Genomic DNA, 16,487 nt, shown 5'->3' with positions numbered 1-16,487 from the left:
TAATGAAGATGTTTGAAAATAAAATTTTGTTAATCACTGGTGGTACAGGTTCATTTGGTAATGCTGTTTTAAAGAGGTTTTTAAAAACAGATATTAAAGAAATCCGTATTTTTAGCCGTGATGAAAAAAAGCAAGATGATATGCGTAAAAAATACCAATCATCTAAGCTCAAGTTTTATATAGGTGACGTGCGTGATTATAATAGTGTTTTAAACGCAACGCGTGGTGTAGATTATATCTACCATGCTGCTGCTTTAAAACAAGTACCATCATGTGAATTCCACCCAATGGAAGCAGTCAAAACCAACGTTCTTGGTACAGAAAATGTATTAGAAGCTGCAATTCAAAACCGTGTAAAACGTATCGTATGTTTAAGTACAGATAAGGCTGTTTACCCAATTAATGCTATGGGTATTTCAAAAGCCATGATGGAAAAAGTCATTGTGGCGAAATCTCGAAACTTAGAAGAAACAGAAACCACTATTTGTTGTACACGCTATGGTAATGTCATGGCATCTCGTGGTTCAGTGATTCCGCTGTTTGTTGATCAAATTCGTGCAGGTACAGAAATAACCATTACAGATCCAAACATGACACGTTTCATGATGACTTTAGATGATGCTGTGGATTTAGTTCTGTATGCCTTTGAACATGGTGAAAATGGCGATATCTTTGTACAAAAAGCACCAGCAGCAACCATTGAAGTATTGGCTCACGCATTAACGGAGCTACTTTCTGTACCTGAACATCCGGTTTCTATTATGGGCACCCGCCATGGTGAAAAAGCATTTGAAGCACTGTTAAGCCGTGAAGAAATGGCCGTTGCGTACGATCAAGGGAATTACTTCCGTGTACCAGCGGATCAACGCGATTTGAACTATGCGAAATATGTAGAAAATGGTGATCATAAAATTAAACAATTTGAAGACTATAACTCCAATAATACCGAACGCTTAGATGTAGAAGGTATGAAAAAGTTATTGTTAAAACTTGATTTCATTCGTGCCTTAATTGATGGCCAATATATTGATCCTGAGGCCTAATATGAAAATACTCGTCACAGGCTCAAATGGCTTTATTGCAAAAAATTTGATTCAATTTTTATCTGAAAAGAATGACATTGAAATTTTAAAGATTCATCGTCAATCCACTGATGCTGAATTAACCACTGCGGTCACTGCAGCCGATTGGATTATCCATTTGGCTGGGGTCAATCGACCAGTCAATGAACAAGAGTTTATTGATGGTAATGTGAGTTTGACGCAAAAAATTGCGCAATGCCTAATTGATGCTCAAAAACAAACGCCGATCATTTTGTCTTCTTCTATTCAGGCTGAACGTGATAATGCCTATGGAAAAAGCAAATTGGGAGGGGAACAAGTACTTTTAGATCTACAACAATCCAACGGTAATGCAGTCTATATTTGTCGTTTAGCTAATGTGTTTGGTAAATGGTCTCGTCCGAATTATAACTCCGCTGTAGCAACCTTCTGCTATAACACTGCCCATGATTTGCCGATCCAAATCAATGATGAAAATGCAGTGATACGATTGGTGTATGTAGACGATGTTGTGGAAACTTTCTGGAATATCATCCAAGAAGGTATCACTGTTTCCCCAATATTTGAAATAACACCTGAGTATCAAATCACTGTCGGGGAGCTTGAAAAAACTTTGCAGGGTTTTAAACAGTCACGTGATTCACTCGTCAGTGATCGTGTTGGAACTGGGTTAATGCGTGCATTATATTCAACCTATTTGAGTTTTTTACAGCCACATCAGTTTGATTATAGTGTCCCAAAATATGGTGACCAGCGCGGTGTATTTGTAGAAATGCTAAAAACCCCAGATGCAGGACAATTTTCCTATTTTACTGCACACCCAGGCATTACTCGTGGTGGACACTATCATCATAGCAAAACCGAAAAATTCTTGGTGATTAAAGGCAAAGCACTATTTAAGTTTAAGCACGTGATTACGGGCGAATTTTATCAATTAGAAACCACGGGTGAAGAACCTCGGATTGTTGAAACTGTGCCAGGTTGGACACACGACATTACCAATATTGGTGAAGATGAGATGGTGGTGATGCTGTGGGCGAATGAAATTTTTGACCGTGAAAAACCAGATACATTTGCGATGCCGTTAACAGATTAAGAGTCGAAGCTGTGAAAAAATTAAAATTAATGACCGTAGTTGGAACGCGCCCAGAAATTATTCGTTTGTCACGTGTGATGTCTGCATGTGACCAATATTTTGATCATATTTTGGTGCACACTGGACAGAATTATGATTATGAACTGAATGAAATCTTCTTTACCGACTTAGGTATTCGTAAGCCCGATTTCTTTTTGAATGCAGCTGGAATGTCAGGTGCAGAAACAATTGGTAATGTGATTATTGCTGTAGACAAAGTGTTAGAAGAAGTACAGCCTGAAGCACTGTTAGTTCTAGGTGACACTAATAGTTGTATGGCAGTAATTCCAGCCAAACGTCGTAAAATTCCCACCTTCCATATGGAAGCAGGTAACCGTTGTTTTGATATGCGTGTACCTGAAGAAATTAATCGCCGTATTGTTGATCATACTGCGGATATTAATCTGACCTATAGTACCATTGCACGGGACTATCTACTTTCAGAAGGTTTGCCTGCAGATCAAGTGATTAAAACAGGTAGTCCAATGTTTGAGGTGCTGAAGCATTATCAAGCGAAGATTGAATCTTCAGATATTCTTCAACGTTTAAATCTTAAAGAACACGAATATTTTATTGTCAGTGCGCACCGTGAAGAAAATATTAACTCAGATCAGAACTTTCTAGATTTGGTAGAAATGTTGAATTCAGTTGCCGAGAAATATCAATATCCTGTTATTGTTTCAACACATCCAAGAACACGTAAACGTATTGAACAGATGAGTATTGAGTTTCATCCACTTGTTAAGTTGTTAAAGCCTCTTGGTTTTAGTGATTATAATAAGCTTCAATTATCTGCAAAAGCGACTTTGTCTGATAGCGGTACAATTAACGAAGAATCTTCTATTTTGAATTTTCCTGCACTAAATTTGCGTCAAGCACATGAACGTCCAGAAGGTATGGAAGAGACAGCCGTGATGATGGTAGGTTTGAAAGTGGAACGTATTTTGCAAGGTTTAGCGATTTTAGATTATCAGCCACGTGGTGAAGATCGCTTATTACGTTTAGTTGCAGACTATGGTATGCCGAATGTAAGTGAAAAAGTGGTACGTATTATTTTGAGCTACACAGATTATGTGAATCGTGTTGTTTGGAAAAAATACTGAATAAATGCAGGTTAACATGAAAAAAATTTTTTTGATTTCGGAATATATTTTGCCTGAGCAAAATACGACAGGATATTTATTCCATAAATTGCATGTGAATTTAAAAAAACACTACGGACAGCAACTAAAATTAATTGTAAAAGAGGATCCTCAACATGCAATTGAAAAAGATGCAATTCTAATTAAAAATGTTAACCTGAATAAGAAGAAATTAGTTCAAAGACTAGTCTTTGAACTAATTATTTCTTTAAGATTTTTGTTGAAAATAATCTTTAATGTGAAAAAAGGAGATACGGTTTTTAGTGGAACGACACCGGTGTTATTGTTGCCGGTGATATTTTTTGCTAAAAAAATCAAAGGATTTAAGTGGGTTCTTTTAGTTCATGACGTTTTTCCTGAAAATTTAATTCCAGCACAAGTAATTAAAAAAAATAATTTTTTTTATAAAATTTTAAAGTTTTTATTTGATCGATTTTATGCTGCGGCAGATAAGCGAATTGTTATTGGTATTGATATGAAAGAGTTGATCGATCAGAAAGTTAACAAAAAGGACTCAATTATTATTCAAAACTGGATTGATCATTGCGATATAGCAGTTCAATCAAAACAAGATAATCCAATACTAAAACGTTTGGGCTGGGAAAGTGTGCAACCGGTATTTGCCTTTTTTGGTAATATAGGTCGAGTACAAGGCATTGATAATATTATTCGGGCACTTGAGAAGATACCAATTGGTCAAAGGCCTAAAGTTTTGTTTATCGGTTCTGGCGCTTATGAAGAACCACTAAAAGAAATGATCGCAAAACTTAAAGATGATAACATAAAATATATTGGACCCCTTGATCCCATCCGAAAATCAGACGGACTAAATGCATGCGATGTTGCGATTGTAACATTAGCTGATGGAATGTATGGTTTAGGTGTGCCAAGTAAAGCTTATTATTCTATGGCCGCGGATAAACCATTATTAGCAATAATGCATGAAGGTTCAGAGATATCCTGTATGGTCAACCAACTAAGTATTGGTTGGGCAGTTTCTTCAGGAAATCCTCAACAATTAGCTGAATTATTCTTAAAGATTTCTGAGGACTTCATAAATGATAAAATGTCTTCCCCTAGGAAAATTTTGATAGAACATTATGCTGAACCCATAGCAATGGAAAAGATTAGAAGTGTAATTAGTGATGTCCATTAAAAAATATTTTCAAATGAGTCTTAGGATGAAAAGGTTAATTGATATTGTGATTGCATCTTTAGCAATTATATTGCTGTTGCCGATATTTATTATAGTCGCATTCAAAGTTCGCAAACATTTAGGTTCACCAGTATTTTTTTATCAAGAACGTCCAGGTAAAGATACAAAAATCTTTAAGATGATTAAGTTTAGATCAATGTTGGATGCTGTTGATAAAAATGGTAATCCTCTCCCAGATGCAAAACGTATCACACCTTTCGGACATAAGTTGCGCTCCACAAGCTTAGATGAAATGCCACAACTTATTAATGTGTTGAAGGGTGACATGAGTATTGTGGGCCCGCGTCCTCAAATGAAAGAGTTTTTAGATCACTATACGCCTGAACAAATGCGTCGACATGAAGTAAAACCTGGAATGACTGGTTTGGCGCAGGTCAGTGGACGAAATAATCTTTCTTGGGAAGAAAAATTCGAACTCGATGTGCAATATGTTGAAACCCAATCTATGTGGCTAGATTTTAAAATTATGTTTAAAACAGTGAAGGTCATGATTACTAAAGAGGGGATTAATGCACCGGACCAAGAGGTAGGTGCTACTCGTTTTTCAAGTCAAGGCTCTTCAAATATCAAAACTGGTTCTAAGTAAAATTTAATTTATTAGCGTAATTTATATGATCAAAAAAGCCATTCTCCCTGTCGCAGGTCTCGGGACACGTTTTTTACCTGCAAGTAAGTCCATTCCAAAAGAAATGGTGACTGTTGTTGACCGCCCTGCGATTGAATATGTGGTGCGTGAAGCAGTTGCTGCCGGTATTGAACAAATTATCTTAGTCACACATTCTTCAAAAGTCTCAATCGAAAACTACTTTGACCGTAATTTTGAGCTAGAAACCACCTTAGAAAATAAAAAGAAATTTGATTTACTCAAAGAAATTACCGAAATTTTACCACCTCACGTCAGTGTCATTAGTGTGCGTCAACCACAACCCTTAGGTTTAGGTCATGCAGTATTGTGTGCTAAGGCTGTGGTGGGACAAGATGATTTTGCAGTTCTTTTACCGGATGTTCTTGTTAAAGATTCATCAAAACGCAATGATTTAAGTTTGATGATTCAACGCTTTGATGAGACTCAAGCATCACAAATTATGGTCGAAGCTGTGCCTGATCATATGGTCGATCAATATGGGATTGTCGATGTTGTATCTACACCTGCAGAAGGTCAAAGCATCCAAATGCAAGGCATTGTAGAAAAGCCAGTGGTTGGTACTGCACCATCAAATTTATCTGTGGTGGGGCGTTATATTTTGCCTGCTAAAATTATGCAGCTGTTAGAACAAACTCCGAAAGGTGCGGGTAATGAGATCCAACTCACAGATGCGATTGCCATGCTACAACAAACCGATACAGTTGAAGCCTATCGTATGAAAGGTCAAACTTTTGACTGTGGTAGCAAGTTGGGTTATTTAAAAGCTGTACTTCATTATGGAGTAGATCATCCAAAATTAGGTGAGGAATTTAAAGCGCTGATTAAAGATCTAAAATTATAAAAAAGAGACAGATATGAAAGTTGCAGTATTTGGACAGACGCTGTATGCAGGTGTTTTTGCAGGGTTAATGGCTGAAAGTGGTCATCAGGTCTTTTGGTGTGATGTTTTAAAAAAAACAACATCGGAGCAAGCCTATACCCAAGATGAAGCGGTTAAGCGTTTGCTTGAGCAACAGAAAGCTAATGGCTTTTTAAAATACTGCAACTTTTCCCATATTCCTTTAGATATCGATGCTTATTTTTTTAGTTTTAATCCTACTGAAGAGATTCAAGCAATTGAGATTTTAAAAGAATTAAAATCTCGACCCATGATTCATCCTAAACTGATGATGAATGCTTCAACTCTAGGATTGCATGGTACTGAAAAATTTGCACAAATTTTATCAGAAGATGATTGGGTTTATTTGCCTGACATCATCCAAGAAGGTAATGCTTTACCAAGTTTGATACAGACCAAGCAGCTCATTGTAGGGACTTCATCTGAACGCGCACAAACCAAAATTAAAGAGTTACTTAGACCATTATTCCCACGTACACAGCAATATTTATTTATGCCTGTACTGGATGCGGAATTTACCAAACTGAGTATTTCTGGCATGTTGGCGACACGTATTAGTTATATTAATGACTTGGCTGTGGTTGCTGAAAAATTGGGGATTGATATTGAACAAGTGCGTCAAGGCATGGCAGCGGATAGCCGTATTGGCGCATCTTATTTATATCCAGGTGCAGGTTTTGGTGGGGAGAACTTCTCACATGATATTTTGACATTGACGCAAACGGTGTTAGGTGCGGGTGCAAGGAGTCAACTGCTGGCACAAGTTTGGGATATTAACGAACAACAAAAAGAAATTTTATTCCGTAAATTATGGAATTATTATCATGGTGATTTAAACGGTAAAACAGTTGCGATTTGGGGTGCTGCATTTAAAGAAAATACCTCACGTATTCAGCAATCTCCGGTTCACACCATGTTGAAAGCACTTTGGGCGCAAGGGATCAGAGTGAAGTTACATGATCCTCAAGCTTTGCCTGAAATTGAAAAAGTTTATGGCCATCGTCCCGACTTAATCTACTGTACAGACCAATATGATGCAGTCAAAGATGCGCATGCGCTGTGTTTGCTGACTGCGTGGAAGCAATATTGGAGTCCGGATTATCCAGAATTATTAAAAACTATGTCTCATCCACTGATTCTGGACGGGCGAAATATTTATGATCCAAGTTATGTGAAAGCGCAAGGATTTGCTTATATGGGGGTAGGTCGCTAATGATCAGTCATGCAAAGCCTTATGCTGTTGAAAGTAGTGCGACAGCCATACAACAATTAAAGACCTTGAAAACTAAATTTGAGCAATTACATTTAACCGAGTTATTTGCCAAAGATGTCACGCGCTTTGAAAAATTTTCAGTGGCCGTTTCGCCGATTGTATTTGATTTTAGTAAACACCGTCTTAATGCAGAGGTTTTAAGTCGTTTAGTCGCATGGGCAAATGCGCAAGAGCTCACGCCTTGGATCAAACGTTTATTCTCCACTGAACAGATCAACTATACGGAAAACCGAGCGGCCATGCATTGGGCGCTACGCTTACCGAAACATGATCAGTCTCATCTTGAATTGGCCAAACAAGTGCATGCACAGCTTGATCGGATGTATGCCTTGGTCAATAAAATTCATGCAGGTCAATACCGCGGTGCCACCGGTGAAGTGATTCAAGATGTCGTGAATATCGGTGTAGGTGGATCAGACTTAGGGCCACTCATGGTCAGTCATGCACTGTCTGATTTTAAGAAAATCACAGACAAACCACTCAATGTGCATTTTGTATCCACGATGGATGGCAGCCAGCTCTCAGATTTATTGCATAAGCTCCGCCCTGAAACGACACTTTTTATTATTTCATCAAAATCGTTTGGGACTATTGATACCTTATCCAATGCACAAACCGTGCGTCTATGGTTGGAAAAAGCTTTAGGTCAGGAAGCGCAAATTTTAAAACACCATTTTATTGGGGTTTCGACCAAACCTGAAAAAATGACCGCTTGGGGAATTGCACCTGAAAATCAATTGCTCCTTTGGGATTGGGTCGGTGGTCGTTACTCTTTATGGTCTTGTATTGGTTTACCGATTGCTTTAACGGTCGGTGTGGATGGTTTTAAGCAATTGTTGGCAGGGGCTTATGCGATAGATCAGCATTTCCAAACAGCGCCTTTTGCTGAAAATCTGCCTGTACTGATGGGGTTGCTGGGTGCTTGGAACAACAATTTCTTAGAGATTCAAACCCATGCGGTATTGCCTTATGACGGCCGTTTGAAATATTTCGCCTCTTATTTACAACAATTGGAAATGGAATCGAATGGTAAATCGATTCAAAGAGACGGCAAGAAAGTAGATTTAGATACGTGTCCGATTGTGTGGGGCGAAGTAGGGCCCAATGCCCAGCATGCCTTTTATCAGCTATTGCATCAAGGGACGCAGTCCGTCAGTTGTGATTTTATTGCACCGGTCAAGCGTTATAACGGGCAACAATTTACCTATATCGACAATGCAGATGCGTTAATCGAACAACATCATTTGGCATTATCAAATTGTTTAGCACAATCGCGTTTATTGGCATTTGGTAATCAGGCATTGGATCAACATGAAGTTGCAGATTTACCTGAATATAAACAATATACAGGCAATCAACCGAGTACCACCATTTTAATGCAAGAGTTGAATCCCTATAGTTTGGGCATGCTGATCGCGATGTATGAGCACAAAGTCTTTGTACAATCGGTGCTTTGGAATATCAACCCATTTGATCAGTGGGGCGTTGAAAAAGGCAAAGAGATTGCCAATCAACTGTTGCCAATTTTAAGTGGCGAACAAACAGATTTATCCAAGCTTGATGCGTCGACACAAGGTTTAATTCAGATATTAATGGGAAAAGACAATGTCTAAAGTTTTAGTGACGGGTGGTGCAGGTTATATCGGTTCGCATACCTGTGTGGAACTCCTTGATGCAGGACATGAAGTTGTCGTACTGGATAATTTATCCAATAGCTGTAAAGAATCCTTAAATCGAGTACAGCAACTCACTGCAAAATCTTTAGACTTTGTCGAAGGTGATATTCTCGATCAAGCCATTTTGGATCAAATTTTTCAAGATCATCAGATTGATGCTGTGATTCATTTTGCTGGTTTAAAAGCTGTCGGGGAAAGTCAGCAAATCCCATTGAAGTATTTCGAGAATAATATTTCTGGCTCGATTAGCTTAGTCAAAGCGATGGAACGCGCCAATGTTTTTAATTTAGTCTTTAGCTCTTCTGCAACGGTGTATGACGAAGCCAATGTATCGCCACTGAATGAAGAGATGTCGACAGGCATGCCAAGTAATAACTATGGTTATACAAAACTCATTGTTGAGCAGTTATTGCAGAAACTCGCGCAAGCAGATGCAGGTTGGTCGATTGCTTTACTGCGTTATTTCAACCCTGTCGGTGCGCACAAAAGTGGTCAAATTGGTGAAGATCCTCAGGGGATTCCAAACAACTTAATGCCTTATGTGACCCAAGTGGCTGTGGGTCGTCGTGAAAAATTGTCGATTTTTGGTAATGATTACGACACAGTTGATGGCACGGGGGTACGTGATTATATCCATGTGGTGGATTTGGCCAATGCCCATTTATGCGCACTGGAAAATCGTTTAAATGCACAAGGTTGTCGCGCTTGGAATATTGGGACAGGCAATGGCTGTTCAGTGCTAGAAATTAAAAATACCTTTGAAAAAGTGAATGGTATTGAGATTCCTTTCGAGTTTTCACCGCGTCGTGCAGGGGATGTCGCAACATCATTTGCAGATAATGCGCGTGCAGTTGCTGAATTGGGTTGGACGCCAAAATTGAATCTGGAAGATATGTTGGCAGATAGTTGGAATTGGCAAAAACAAAATCCAAATGGCTATCGTGAATAAAAAATGGAGCGTTACAACGCTCCATTTTTTTATGTGGTTTTAAGCCTGAATGAGTTGAGTGAGCTCATCGATATAAGCTTGCATCGGCTTTGGATTTTTGTCTTTACGGCTTTCAATATTTAAACGGAGTAAAGGCTCTGTATTTGAAGCACGTACATTTAAACGCCAAGCACCAAAATCTAAACTGACGCCATCCGTTTCATCAATTTTGGGTTTTTGGTCAGCAAAATGATCAAAGATGTTTTGAATGGTTTCTTTTGTATCCGCAACTTTAAAGTTAATCTCGCCAGAACAAGGGAACTTTTCAATCATTTCCTCAACCAGAGCAGAGAGTGGTTTTGCTGTTTCAGAGACAACTGAGATTGCCAATAACCACGGAATCATACCACTGTCACAATAGGCAAAATCACGGAAGTAGTGATGCGCTGACATTTCACCACCATACACTGCATTGTGTTCACGCATTTTATCTTTAATGAAAGAGTGGCCTGATTTCGATTGCACAGCTTCGCCTTGATATTGTTCAACGATATCGAAGGTATTCCACACCAAGCGCGGATCATGCACAATTTTTTCACCTTTTTGTTTCAGTAAAAAGGCTTGTGCCAAGAGACCGACGATGTAATACCCTTCAATGAATTGACCTTTTTCATCAAACAAGAAACAACGGTCAAAGTCACCATCCCAAGCGATGCCCATGTCAGCATGATGCTGAAGTACAGCATCGCAGGTGCTTGCACGGTTTTCAACTAAGATGGGGTTGGGAATACCATTTGGGAAGTTGCCATCTGCTTCATGGTGAATTTTGATGAATTCAACTGGAATATTCAGGGTTTTAAATTTTTCTTCGATCGCATCGATCACATGACCTGCAGCACCATTCCCCGCATTGACCACGAGTTTTAAAGGTTTGATTTTTGTAGGGTCAATATAGGTCATCAAATGATCAATAAATTCAGGCAAGATATTATAATGCTGAGTTGTACCTTTGATTTCAACTGCTTTGAACTGATTTTTTTCAGCAAGAAGTTGGATATCTTTTAAACCCGAGTCTGCACCAATCGGACGAGCATTTTCGCGTACAAGCTTCATGCCGTTATAGTCCATCGGGTTATGGCTGGCTGTTATTTCGATCCCGCCTTGCACATCAAGATGGAATGCACCGAAATAAACTTCCTCAGTCCCAGTCATGCCTAAATCTAAAACATCAACACCTGCATCATTCAGGCCATTGATGGTAGCTTGTTTCAGTGCTTCACTGGTTAAGCGAACATCGCAACCGACTACCACTTTTTGAGGTTGATAAATTTCGCCATAAGCACGTCCAACACGGTATGCGATATCTTCATTGAGTTCTGTGCCCAATTTTCCGCGGATATCATAGGCTTTGAAACAGGTTAATTTTTCCATGTTAAGGTTCTAATCTATTGAGCAAATTGAATACGAAAATTATAGCGATTTTATGCAAATCAGGCATGGGTTGAGATGAAAAATTACATTTAAATTCAGTAAATTAATTTACGTTATGATGCTTATTGTTGGTTGTAAATCAAGCAGCGCTCATAAGTGGATGAATTTTTTTGGAAAAAGTGCAGTAAAAGTTTATTGGATGTAAAAAATTGAATTTATAAAAATTTAATAATAAAAAAGCCCTGATTAATATCAGGGCTTTTTTTGAATCTGGAGCGGGAAAGGAGACTCGAACTCCCGACCCCAACCTTGGCAAGAGTTACCGACATAAAATACACTAAATAACATAATTAGTATTTTAATAAACTCTATATATAACAGTTATATAGAGTTTTTATTTTGTGTGGTGTAATTTAAGGTAGGGTGGGGTACTTTGATTTTTGGTCACTAATTTATTGTGATAGCCAACAATAATAACCAACATACACATGCTTAATCTAAAGGTGTTTTACTGACTGGTATAATTTTATAATGAGAGGGGTGTTGCCTGGGGCTACGGTTTCTGTTTTGCCTTTTGGCGTAAGACGTACAAATATAAGCTTTCTACTTTTTCACGTGCCCATGGTGTGGTACGCAAGAATCGCAATGATGATTTAACACTTGGGTCTATGCAAAAACATCTAATTTCAATTTTACGACTTAAACCTTCAAAGCCACCGTAGTAATCCAATAATTCATCCAAAATGTCAGCAAGTTTTTTGCCGTGTAAAGGGTCATTGGAGGTGTTCATAATAGATCAATCGTATTTTGGGTGGCCATTATTATAACCTGGGCTAGTTGGAAAACTAGAGAGTTGGAATGTAAGTAATGATGGACTGAATAGCCACCAAAATTCTGGAGCACACCCAGCCATCGGGTGATGCATCATATTCATGCCTTGGCAGGGTGGCTTAACGGTCGAACTTCAGAACAGGAAATCCAGTATCATCCGGCACGGATCCTGATGCAGAATTTTACCGGTGTTCCTGCAGTGGTTGATCTTGCTGCAATGCGTGCAGCAATGGCCAAAGCCGGTGGTGATCCGGAAAAAATTAATCCGTTGTCACCAGTGGATTTAGTCATCGATCACTCGGTGATGGTCGATTACTTTGCTAGCTCGCAAGCTTTTGAGTAGAATGTCGCCATTGAGATGCAACGCAATGGCGAGCGCTACCAGCTTCTACGTTGGAGGCAGGCGGCGCTCAATCAGTTTCGCGTGGTGCCGCCAAGAACCGGAATTTGCCATCAGGTCAATCTGGAATATCTGGCACAAGTGGTCTGGAGCAATGAGGTCGATGGGCAGGGCTTTGCCTTTTCTGATACCTTATTCGGTACCGATTCACAATTTATTCATCATATTCTGAAAATATTTCTTCAATTTCATCCCACTGCGGCAATTTATGCTTTTTTTTATTCACTTCGAATTGTAAACCAACACCATCAAGCACACGTTCAAATATATCAAATGAACCTGTAAAATGGCCATTTTCCATCTCTGAAATTGTTGTTTTATTGACTTGAGTTTTTTCTGCAAGGCTTTTCTGTGTATAGCCTAACCCTTTTCTTGCCAAACGTATTTCTTTACCTATTTCACCTCGTGTAGCCATTTTTTCTCCCGAAATTTGTTAGCCATATAGCAAACTTTTAACTAATTATGGTTAATATTCGCTATATAGCAAACTTTTATAATGATTCTTGAATAGCTAAATTGAACTTATAAGATTCAATTTAGCCTCAAATTAGGTTAATAGAATCCATATATGTATGGTAGTTCTCAATAATGAGGCAGTTGTATACCTCTTGAGAAGAGAAACTTCTTATACCTTGAATTTGAATTATTAGACAAAATTATGACTTTTAATTTTCTGTGTAATGAAGCTTTATATATTCTTAATATTTACCCTGAAGCCGAAGTCCTTCGACTACGTTTAATACAGTAGCTAATCCCTGAGTAGTCTGAATCTGTTTTATCGGAATGCCTTTGGTTAGCTTATTTGGTGACTTCATAAAATGCTGCATCCATTTAGCCTCTCCACCTGTTAGAGCATCTAGTGATATCGCAATACGAATTAAAATAATTGCGAGTTCTCCTTGACTTGAATCGGGATCTAACTGAAGCGAATTTAAAGTTTCCACTGAATCTAAATTGATAACGATAGCAAGCTGGTCCAGTGTTAAACCAAGTTGTTTTGCAGATGATAAAACAGCTTTAGTTAATACCTTTTTTTGTTTTGCAATTTTTTCTGACGTTTTATGCATGACTGATCTCAGTTTCAGACGTTGCTGATACCTAGAGTTTATACTATTTGATTATCGTTTCTCAGACGTATTCATCCGTGTAGATACTTTCCATCCAACAATTGCTCGTGAGAACACATCAATAATAAAGGCGGTATAGACCCAGCCTGAATGAGTTTGAATATACGTAAAGTCACTCACCCACAGTTGGTCAGGATGATCAGCATTAAAATTACGTTTCACTAAATCATGGCTTTGTTGCATAAATATGTAAGCATCTGATTTACATAAATTTAATTTTGGATCAAAAAAATCAAAATTTTTAAAATCATATAGTTATGAAATCTTTGTGCAACAAAGCCAAGTGGAGATCGATCAAATGATTAAATTTTGAATATTTATGGTGGGGTATGTACTAGATTGGCATTGGGATTGCATGAAGTTAGCTTGCATTAATTTTTCATGGAATTTGAACATATGTTAAAACCTTTAGCTTTGTCTCTTGTTGTTGCATCAAGCTTTTCTTTTATTTCTGCACATGCGGCAACTGAAGATTTTAAAATTTTAAAACAGCTTGAAAGTCAACCAACCTTACTCAAAAGTGGGGAATATAAAGGGAATTATTATGTTCCAAGCACCTTGAATACAATCACTTGGGGCTATTTACCTAACAAAGATGCCAAACCTGTGTTGACCATTCCATCAGGCAGCACTATTACCTTTGATACAGTTTCGCATGAAGGCTTGCTTGAAGACCAAGGGCGTGATGCTGAAAAGTATTTCACTTCTAAAGGTGTGAAACCTCAGCATATTTTGCCTGAAGCGAAACTGATTACAGGTTCTAAGTTAGAGCACGATTTCCATAAAGATGGTCCACATATTATTACCGGACCTGTCTATGTCAAAGATGCAATGCCAGGTGATATTTTAAAAGTCGAGATTTTAAAAGTTGAGCCACGTGTGCCCTATGGTGTGATTTCAAACCGTCATGGTAAAGGCACATTGCCTGAGTTTCCTAAGCGTCAAAAGCATGATCATGCATCGCCTGCAAACCCAGAAGCCTATGGCAATGTTTCCATCTTTACTCCAATTGAAAAGAATAAAGAGGGTATTTGGGAAGGCGTTTTAAAAACCGAGTCAGGCAAAGCAATTCGTTTCCCATTGAATCCATTTATGGGCACGATGGGCGTTGCACCAAATACGAGCGCCCCTGTGCATTCTGTGCCACCATCGTTCTATGGCGGTAACATTGATATTAATGATTTAACCGCAGGTGCAACGGCTTACTATCCAGTTCAAGTACCGGGTGCGTTGTTCTATACGGGTGATAGTCATTTTGTTCAAGGTGATGGTGAGGTTGCATTGACCGCACTTGAAGGTTCTGCACGTGCGACCTTTAAAATTACGGTATTAAAAGCGGGGAGTGACAAAATACCAGGTAAGTCATTAAAGCAGCCTTTGGGTGAAAATGATGAATTTTGGATTACGCCGGGTTTAGATGAAGACCTTGATGAAGCGATGCGTAAGTCGACTCGTGAAGCAGTACGTTTTCTTGTAGATGAATACGGGATTTCAGAAGAAATTGCGTATGCGTACTTAAGTGCTGCAACGGATTTTGAGGTGTCTCAAGTGGTCGATAAAACCAAAGGAATTCACGCGATGATTCGTAAAGCAGATTTTAAGGAGTTTAAGAAAGAAGAAAAATAAATAAATAAAACTTAGAAAAAAAATAGGTTTGTGCTTTTGCCAACTAATTTAGACATTGTTAGTTGGCTTTTTCTTTTGTAATGCTTTGAAAGGGCTTTGTTGCACGAAGATTTCATAACTATATGATTTTAAAAGTTTTGATTATTTTTTAATCCAAAATTAAATTTATTTAAATCAGTTGCTTACATATTTATGAAACAAAGCCTTGCTGAAGTAAAGACTTATTCATTGTAGATAAATTTATTGCTTTTAGGTCCTGTAAGAAACATATTAGTTTCTTTTTTTTTGAAAAGCAATTTATGACTTTATCATTTCGATCTGTAAAAGCCCTTGCTACGTAGTGATCTGAAATCACTCTGAAAATACAGTTAAAATACGCGGTTCAATTTACCTTAATCTCCTTACGGAATTGGCAGCCAGATCTGAATTGTTGGCAACTCTCTAGCAAAATTTCCTCGCAGCCCTGCATTTAGCTGCCTAGTGCAATCCGAGGGATGAACCCGTCTTTACAGATACGCTGGCTTTAGATATGTCGACGGTAGAAGCCAGTCTGGCAGGTCCGAAACGTCCGCAGGATCGTGTGCTATTGTCGCAAGTGCCGAATACCTTTGATGCTTTGATGGATCTGATCTTGAAACCGGTCAAAGAAGAAAAAGAGCGTCTGGAAAATGAAGGAGGGGAGGTGCGGCTGTTGAAGCAAAACACGCCAACCTGTCACATGAAAATGTTTTTTGTATGATTGAGGGTAAAAAATATCCGTTGCAGCATGGTGATGTGGTGATTTCAGCGATTACCTCCTTTCAATTCTAGGTTTGTCAGATGATATTCATCCGCATCAAATACTGGATGTAGAAGTACAACATATCGATGGTACATTTAACCGTTTTCAAGTGTTGTGTCGTATTGATACCTTGAATGAGGTGGAATACTTTAAGGTCTGTGGGATCTTGCACTATGTCCTGCGTAATTTGCTCACTTCCTAAATTAAATGATGAAAGCCCGATACCTACCACAATGCTGGTCAGGTAAGGAATGAGCCCAGAAGCATTTGAGGCAGCTTCAAAATGAGGCTGTCTCGTGTCTAGGATACTTGGAGC

15 protein-coding genes and 3 pseudogenes are annotated in these 16,487 nt (G+C 38.5%); 13 read left to right on the top strand and 5 right to left on the bottom strand.

What is annotated here, in order from left to right; translation table 11 throughout:
* Nucleotides 1-8: 8 nt before the first annotated feature.
* Genes FTV32_RS09755 through galE form a run of 9 tightly spaced genes read left to right on the top strand, consistent with a single transcriptional unit; the run spans nucleotide 9 to nucleotide 9,996 of the window.
* A complete protein-coding gene (locus FTV32_RS09755; protein WP_180028521.1) occupies nucleotides 9-1,043 on the top strand; it encodes a polysaccharide biosynthesis protein in 1,035 nt (344 codons plus the stop codon).
* Nucleotide 1,044: 1 nt separating this feature from the next.
* Nucleotides 1,045-2,157: an NAD-dependent epimerase/dehydratase family protein gene (locus tag FTV32_RS09750; RefSeq protein ID WP_127801618.1), complete on the top strand. Its 1,113-nt coding sequence runs from the start codon at nucleotides 1,045-1,047 to the stop codon at nucleotides 2,155-2,157.
* A gap of 11 nt (nucleotides 2,158-2,168) precedes the next feature.
* Complete coding sequence (gene wecB, locus FTV32_RS09745) at nucleotides 2,169-3,299, top strand: non-hydrolyzing UDP-N-acetylglucosamine 2-epimerase (protein WP_180028520.1); 1,131 nt, start codon at nucleotides 2,169-2,171, stop codon at nucleotides 3,297-3,299.
* Nucleotides 3,300-3,315: 16 nt separating this feature from the next.
* The gene (locus FTV32_RS09740) at nucleotides 3,316-4,494 is read left to right on the top strand and encodes a glycosyltransferase family 4 protein (RefSeq protein ID WP_180028519.1); all 1,179 of its coding nucleotides are present in this window, start codon (nucleotides 3,316-3,318) and stop codon (nucleotides 4,492-4,494) included.
* Between the two features lie 25 nt (nucleotides 4,495-4,519).
* The gene (locus FTV32_RS09735; RefSeq protein WP_180028518.1) at nucleotides 4,520-5,140 is read left to right on the top strand and encodes a sugar transferase; all 621 of its coding nucleotides are present in this window, start codon (nucleotides 4,520-4,522) and stop codon (nucleotides 5,138-5,140) included.
* 25 nt (nucleotides 5,141-5,165) lie between these two features.
* Nucleotides 5,166-6,041, top strand: coding sequence for a UTP--glucose-1-phosphate uridylyltransferase GalU (gene galU / locus FTV32_RS09730; protein ID WP_180028517.1), 876 nt, complete (start codon nucleotides 5,166-5,168; stop codon nucleotides 6,039-6,041).
* 13 nt (nucleotides 6,042-6,054) lie between these two features.
* Entirely contained in the window at nucleotides 6,055-7,311 is a 1,257-nt protein-coding gene (locus tag FTV32_RS09725) for a nucleotide sugar dehydrogenase (RefSeq protein ID WP_180028516.1), read from the top strand.
* A complete protein-coding gene (gene pgi, locus FTV32_RS09720; protein WP_180028515.1) occupies nucleotides 7,311-8,984 on the top strand; it encodes a glucose-6-phosphate isomerase in 1,674 nt (557 codons plus the stop codon). Before FTV32_RS09725 ends, pgi begins: the two co-directional genes overlap by 1 nt.
* Entirely contained in the window at nucleotides 8,977-9,996 is a 1,020-nt protein-coding gene (gene galE / locus FTV32_RS09715) for a UDP-glucose 4-epimerase GalE (protein ID WP_180028514.1), read from the top strand. The genes pgi and galE overlap by 8 nt, the downstream gene beginning before the upstream one ends.
* 39 nt (nucleotides 9,997-10,035) lie before the next feature.
* Here the strand turns inward: galE and FTV32_RS09710 are convergent, their stop codons facing one another.
* On the bottom strand, nucleotides 10,036-11,406 hold the full coding sequence (locus FTV32_RS09710) for a phosphomannomutase CpsG (RefSeq protein WP_180028513.1): 1,371 nt from the start codon (nucleotides 11,404-11,406) through the stop codon (nucleotides 10,036-10,038).
* 553 nt (nucleotides 11,407-11,959) lie between these two features.
* A complete protein-coding gene (locus tag FTV32_RS09705) occupies nucleotides 11,960-12,196 on the bottom strand; it encodes a VF530 family DNA-binding protein (protein ID WP_002058193.1) in 237 nt (78 codons plus the stop codon).
* Nucleotides 12,197-12,331: 135 nt separating this feature from the next.
* Between FTV32_RS09705 and FTV32_RS17485 the strand changes: the two are divergent.
* Nucleotides 12,332-12,787, top strand: a pseudogene (locus FTV32_RS17485) (aconitase family protein); the annotation flags it as partial.
* A gap of 4 nt (nucleotides 12,788-12,791) precedes the next feature.
* Here FTV32_RS17485 and FTV32_RS17480 read toward each other — a convergent pair.
* From FTV32_RS17480 to FTV32_RS09690, 3 genes and pseudogenes are all read right to left on the bottom strand, one after another.
* Entirely contained in the window at nucleotides 12,792-13,052 is a 261-nt protein-coding gene (locus FTV32_RS17480; RefSeq protein WP_004647603.1) for a helix-turn-helix domain-containing protein, read from the bottom strand.
* 283 nt (nucleotides 13,053-13,335) lie between these two features.
* Nucleotides 13,336-13,704, bottom strand: a complete 369-nt coding sequence (locus tag FTV32_RS09695; RefSeq protein ID WP_005233302.1) for an MbcA/ParS/Xre antitoxin family protein — start codon at nucleotides 13,702-13,704, stop codon at nucleotides 13,336-13,338.
* A 66-nt stretch (nucleotides 13,705-13,770) separates the two neighbouring features.
* A pseudogene (locus tag FTV32_RS09690) lies at nucleotides 13,771-13,944 on the bottom strand (DDE-type integrase/transposase/recombinase); the annotation flags it as partial.
* Between the two features lie 216 nt (nucleotides 13,945-14,160).
* Here FTV32_RS09690 and FTV32_RS09685 point away from each other — a divergent pair.
* The 3 genes and pseudogenes from FTV32_RS09685 (at nucleotide 14,161) to FTV32_RS09675 (ending at nucleotide 16,373) form a co-directional block, all read left to right on the top strand.
* Entirely contained in the window at nucleotides 14,161-15,390 is a 1,230-nt protein-coding gene (locus FTV32_RS09685; protein WP_160241758.1) for an acetamidase/formamidase family protein, read from the top strand.
* A gap of 484 nt (nucleotides 15,391-15,874) precedes the next feature.
* A pseudogene (locus FTV32_RS09680) lies at nucleotides 15,875-16,188 on the top strand (aconitase family protein); the annotation flags it as partial.
* Nucleotides 16,189-16,202: 14 nt separating this feature from the next.
* A complete protein-coding gene (locus tag FTV32_RS09675; protein ID WP_160241757.1) occupies nucleotides 16,203-16,373 on the top strand; it encodes a hypothetical protein in 171 nt (56 codons plus the stop codon).
* Nucleotides 16,374-16,487: the final 114 nt, after the last annotated feature.

This window comes from Acinetobacter sp. YH16032 (assembly GCF_013417345.1).
In the GTDB taxonomy this organism is placed as follows: domain Bacteria; phylum Pseudomonadota; class Gammaproteobacteria; order Pseudomonadales; family Moraxellaceae; genus Acinetobacter.
The sequence above is the reverse complement of the archived record's forward strand: the minus strand, read 5'-3'. Positions and strand labels throughout refer to the sequence as shown.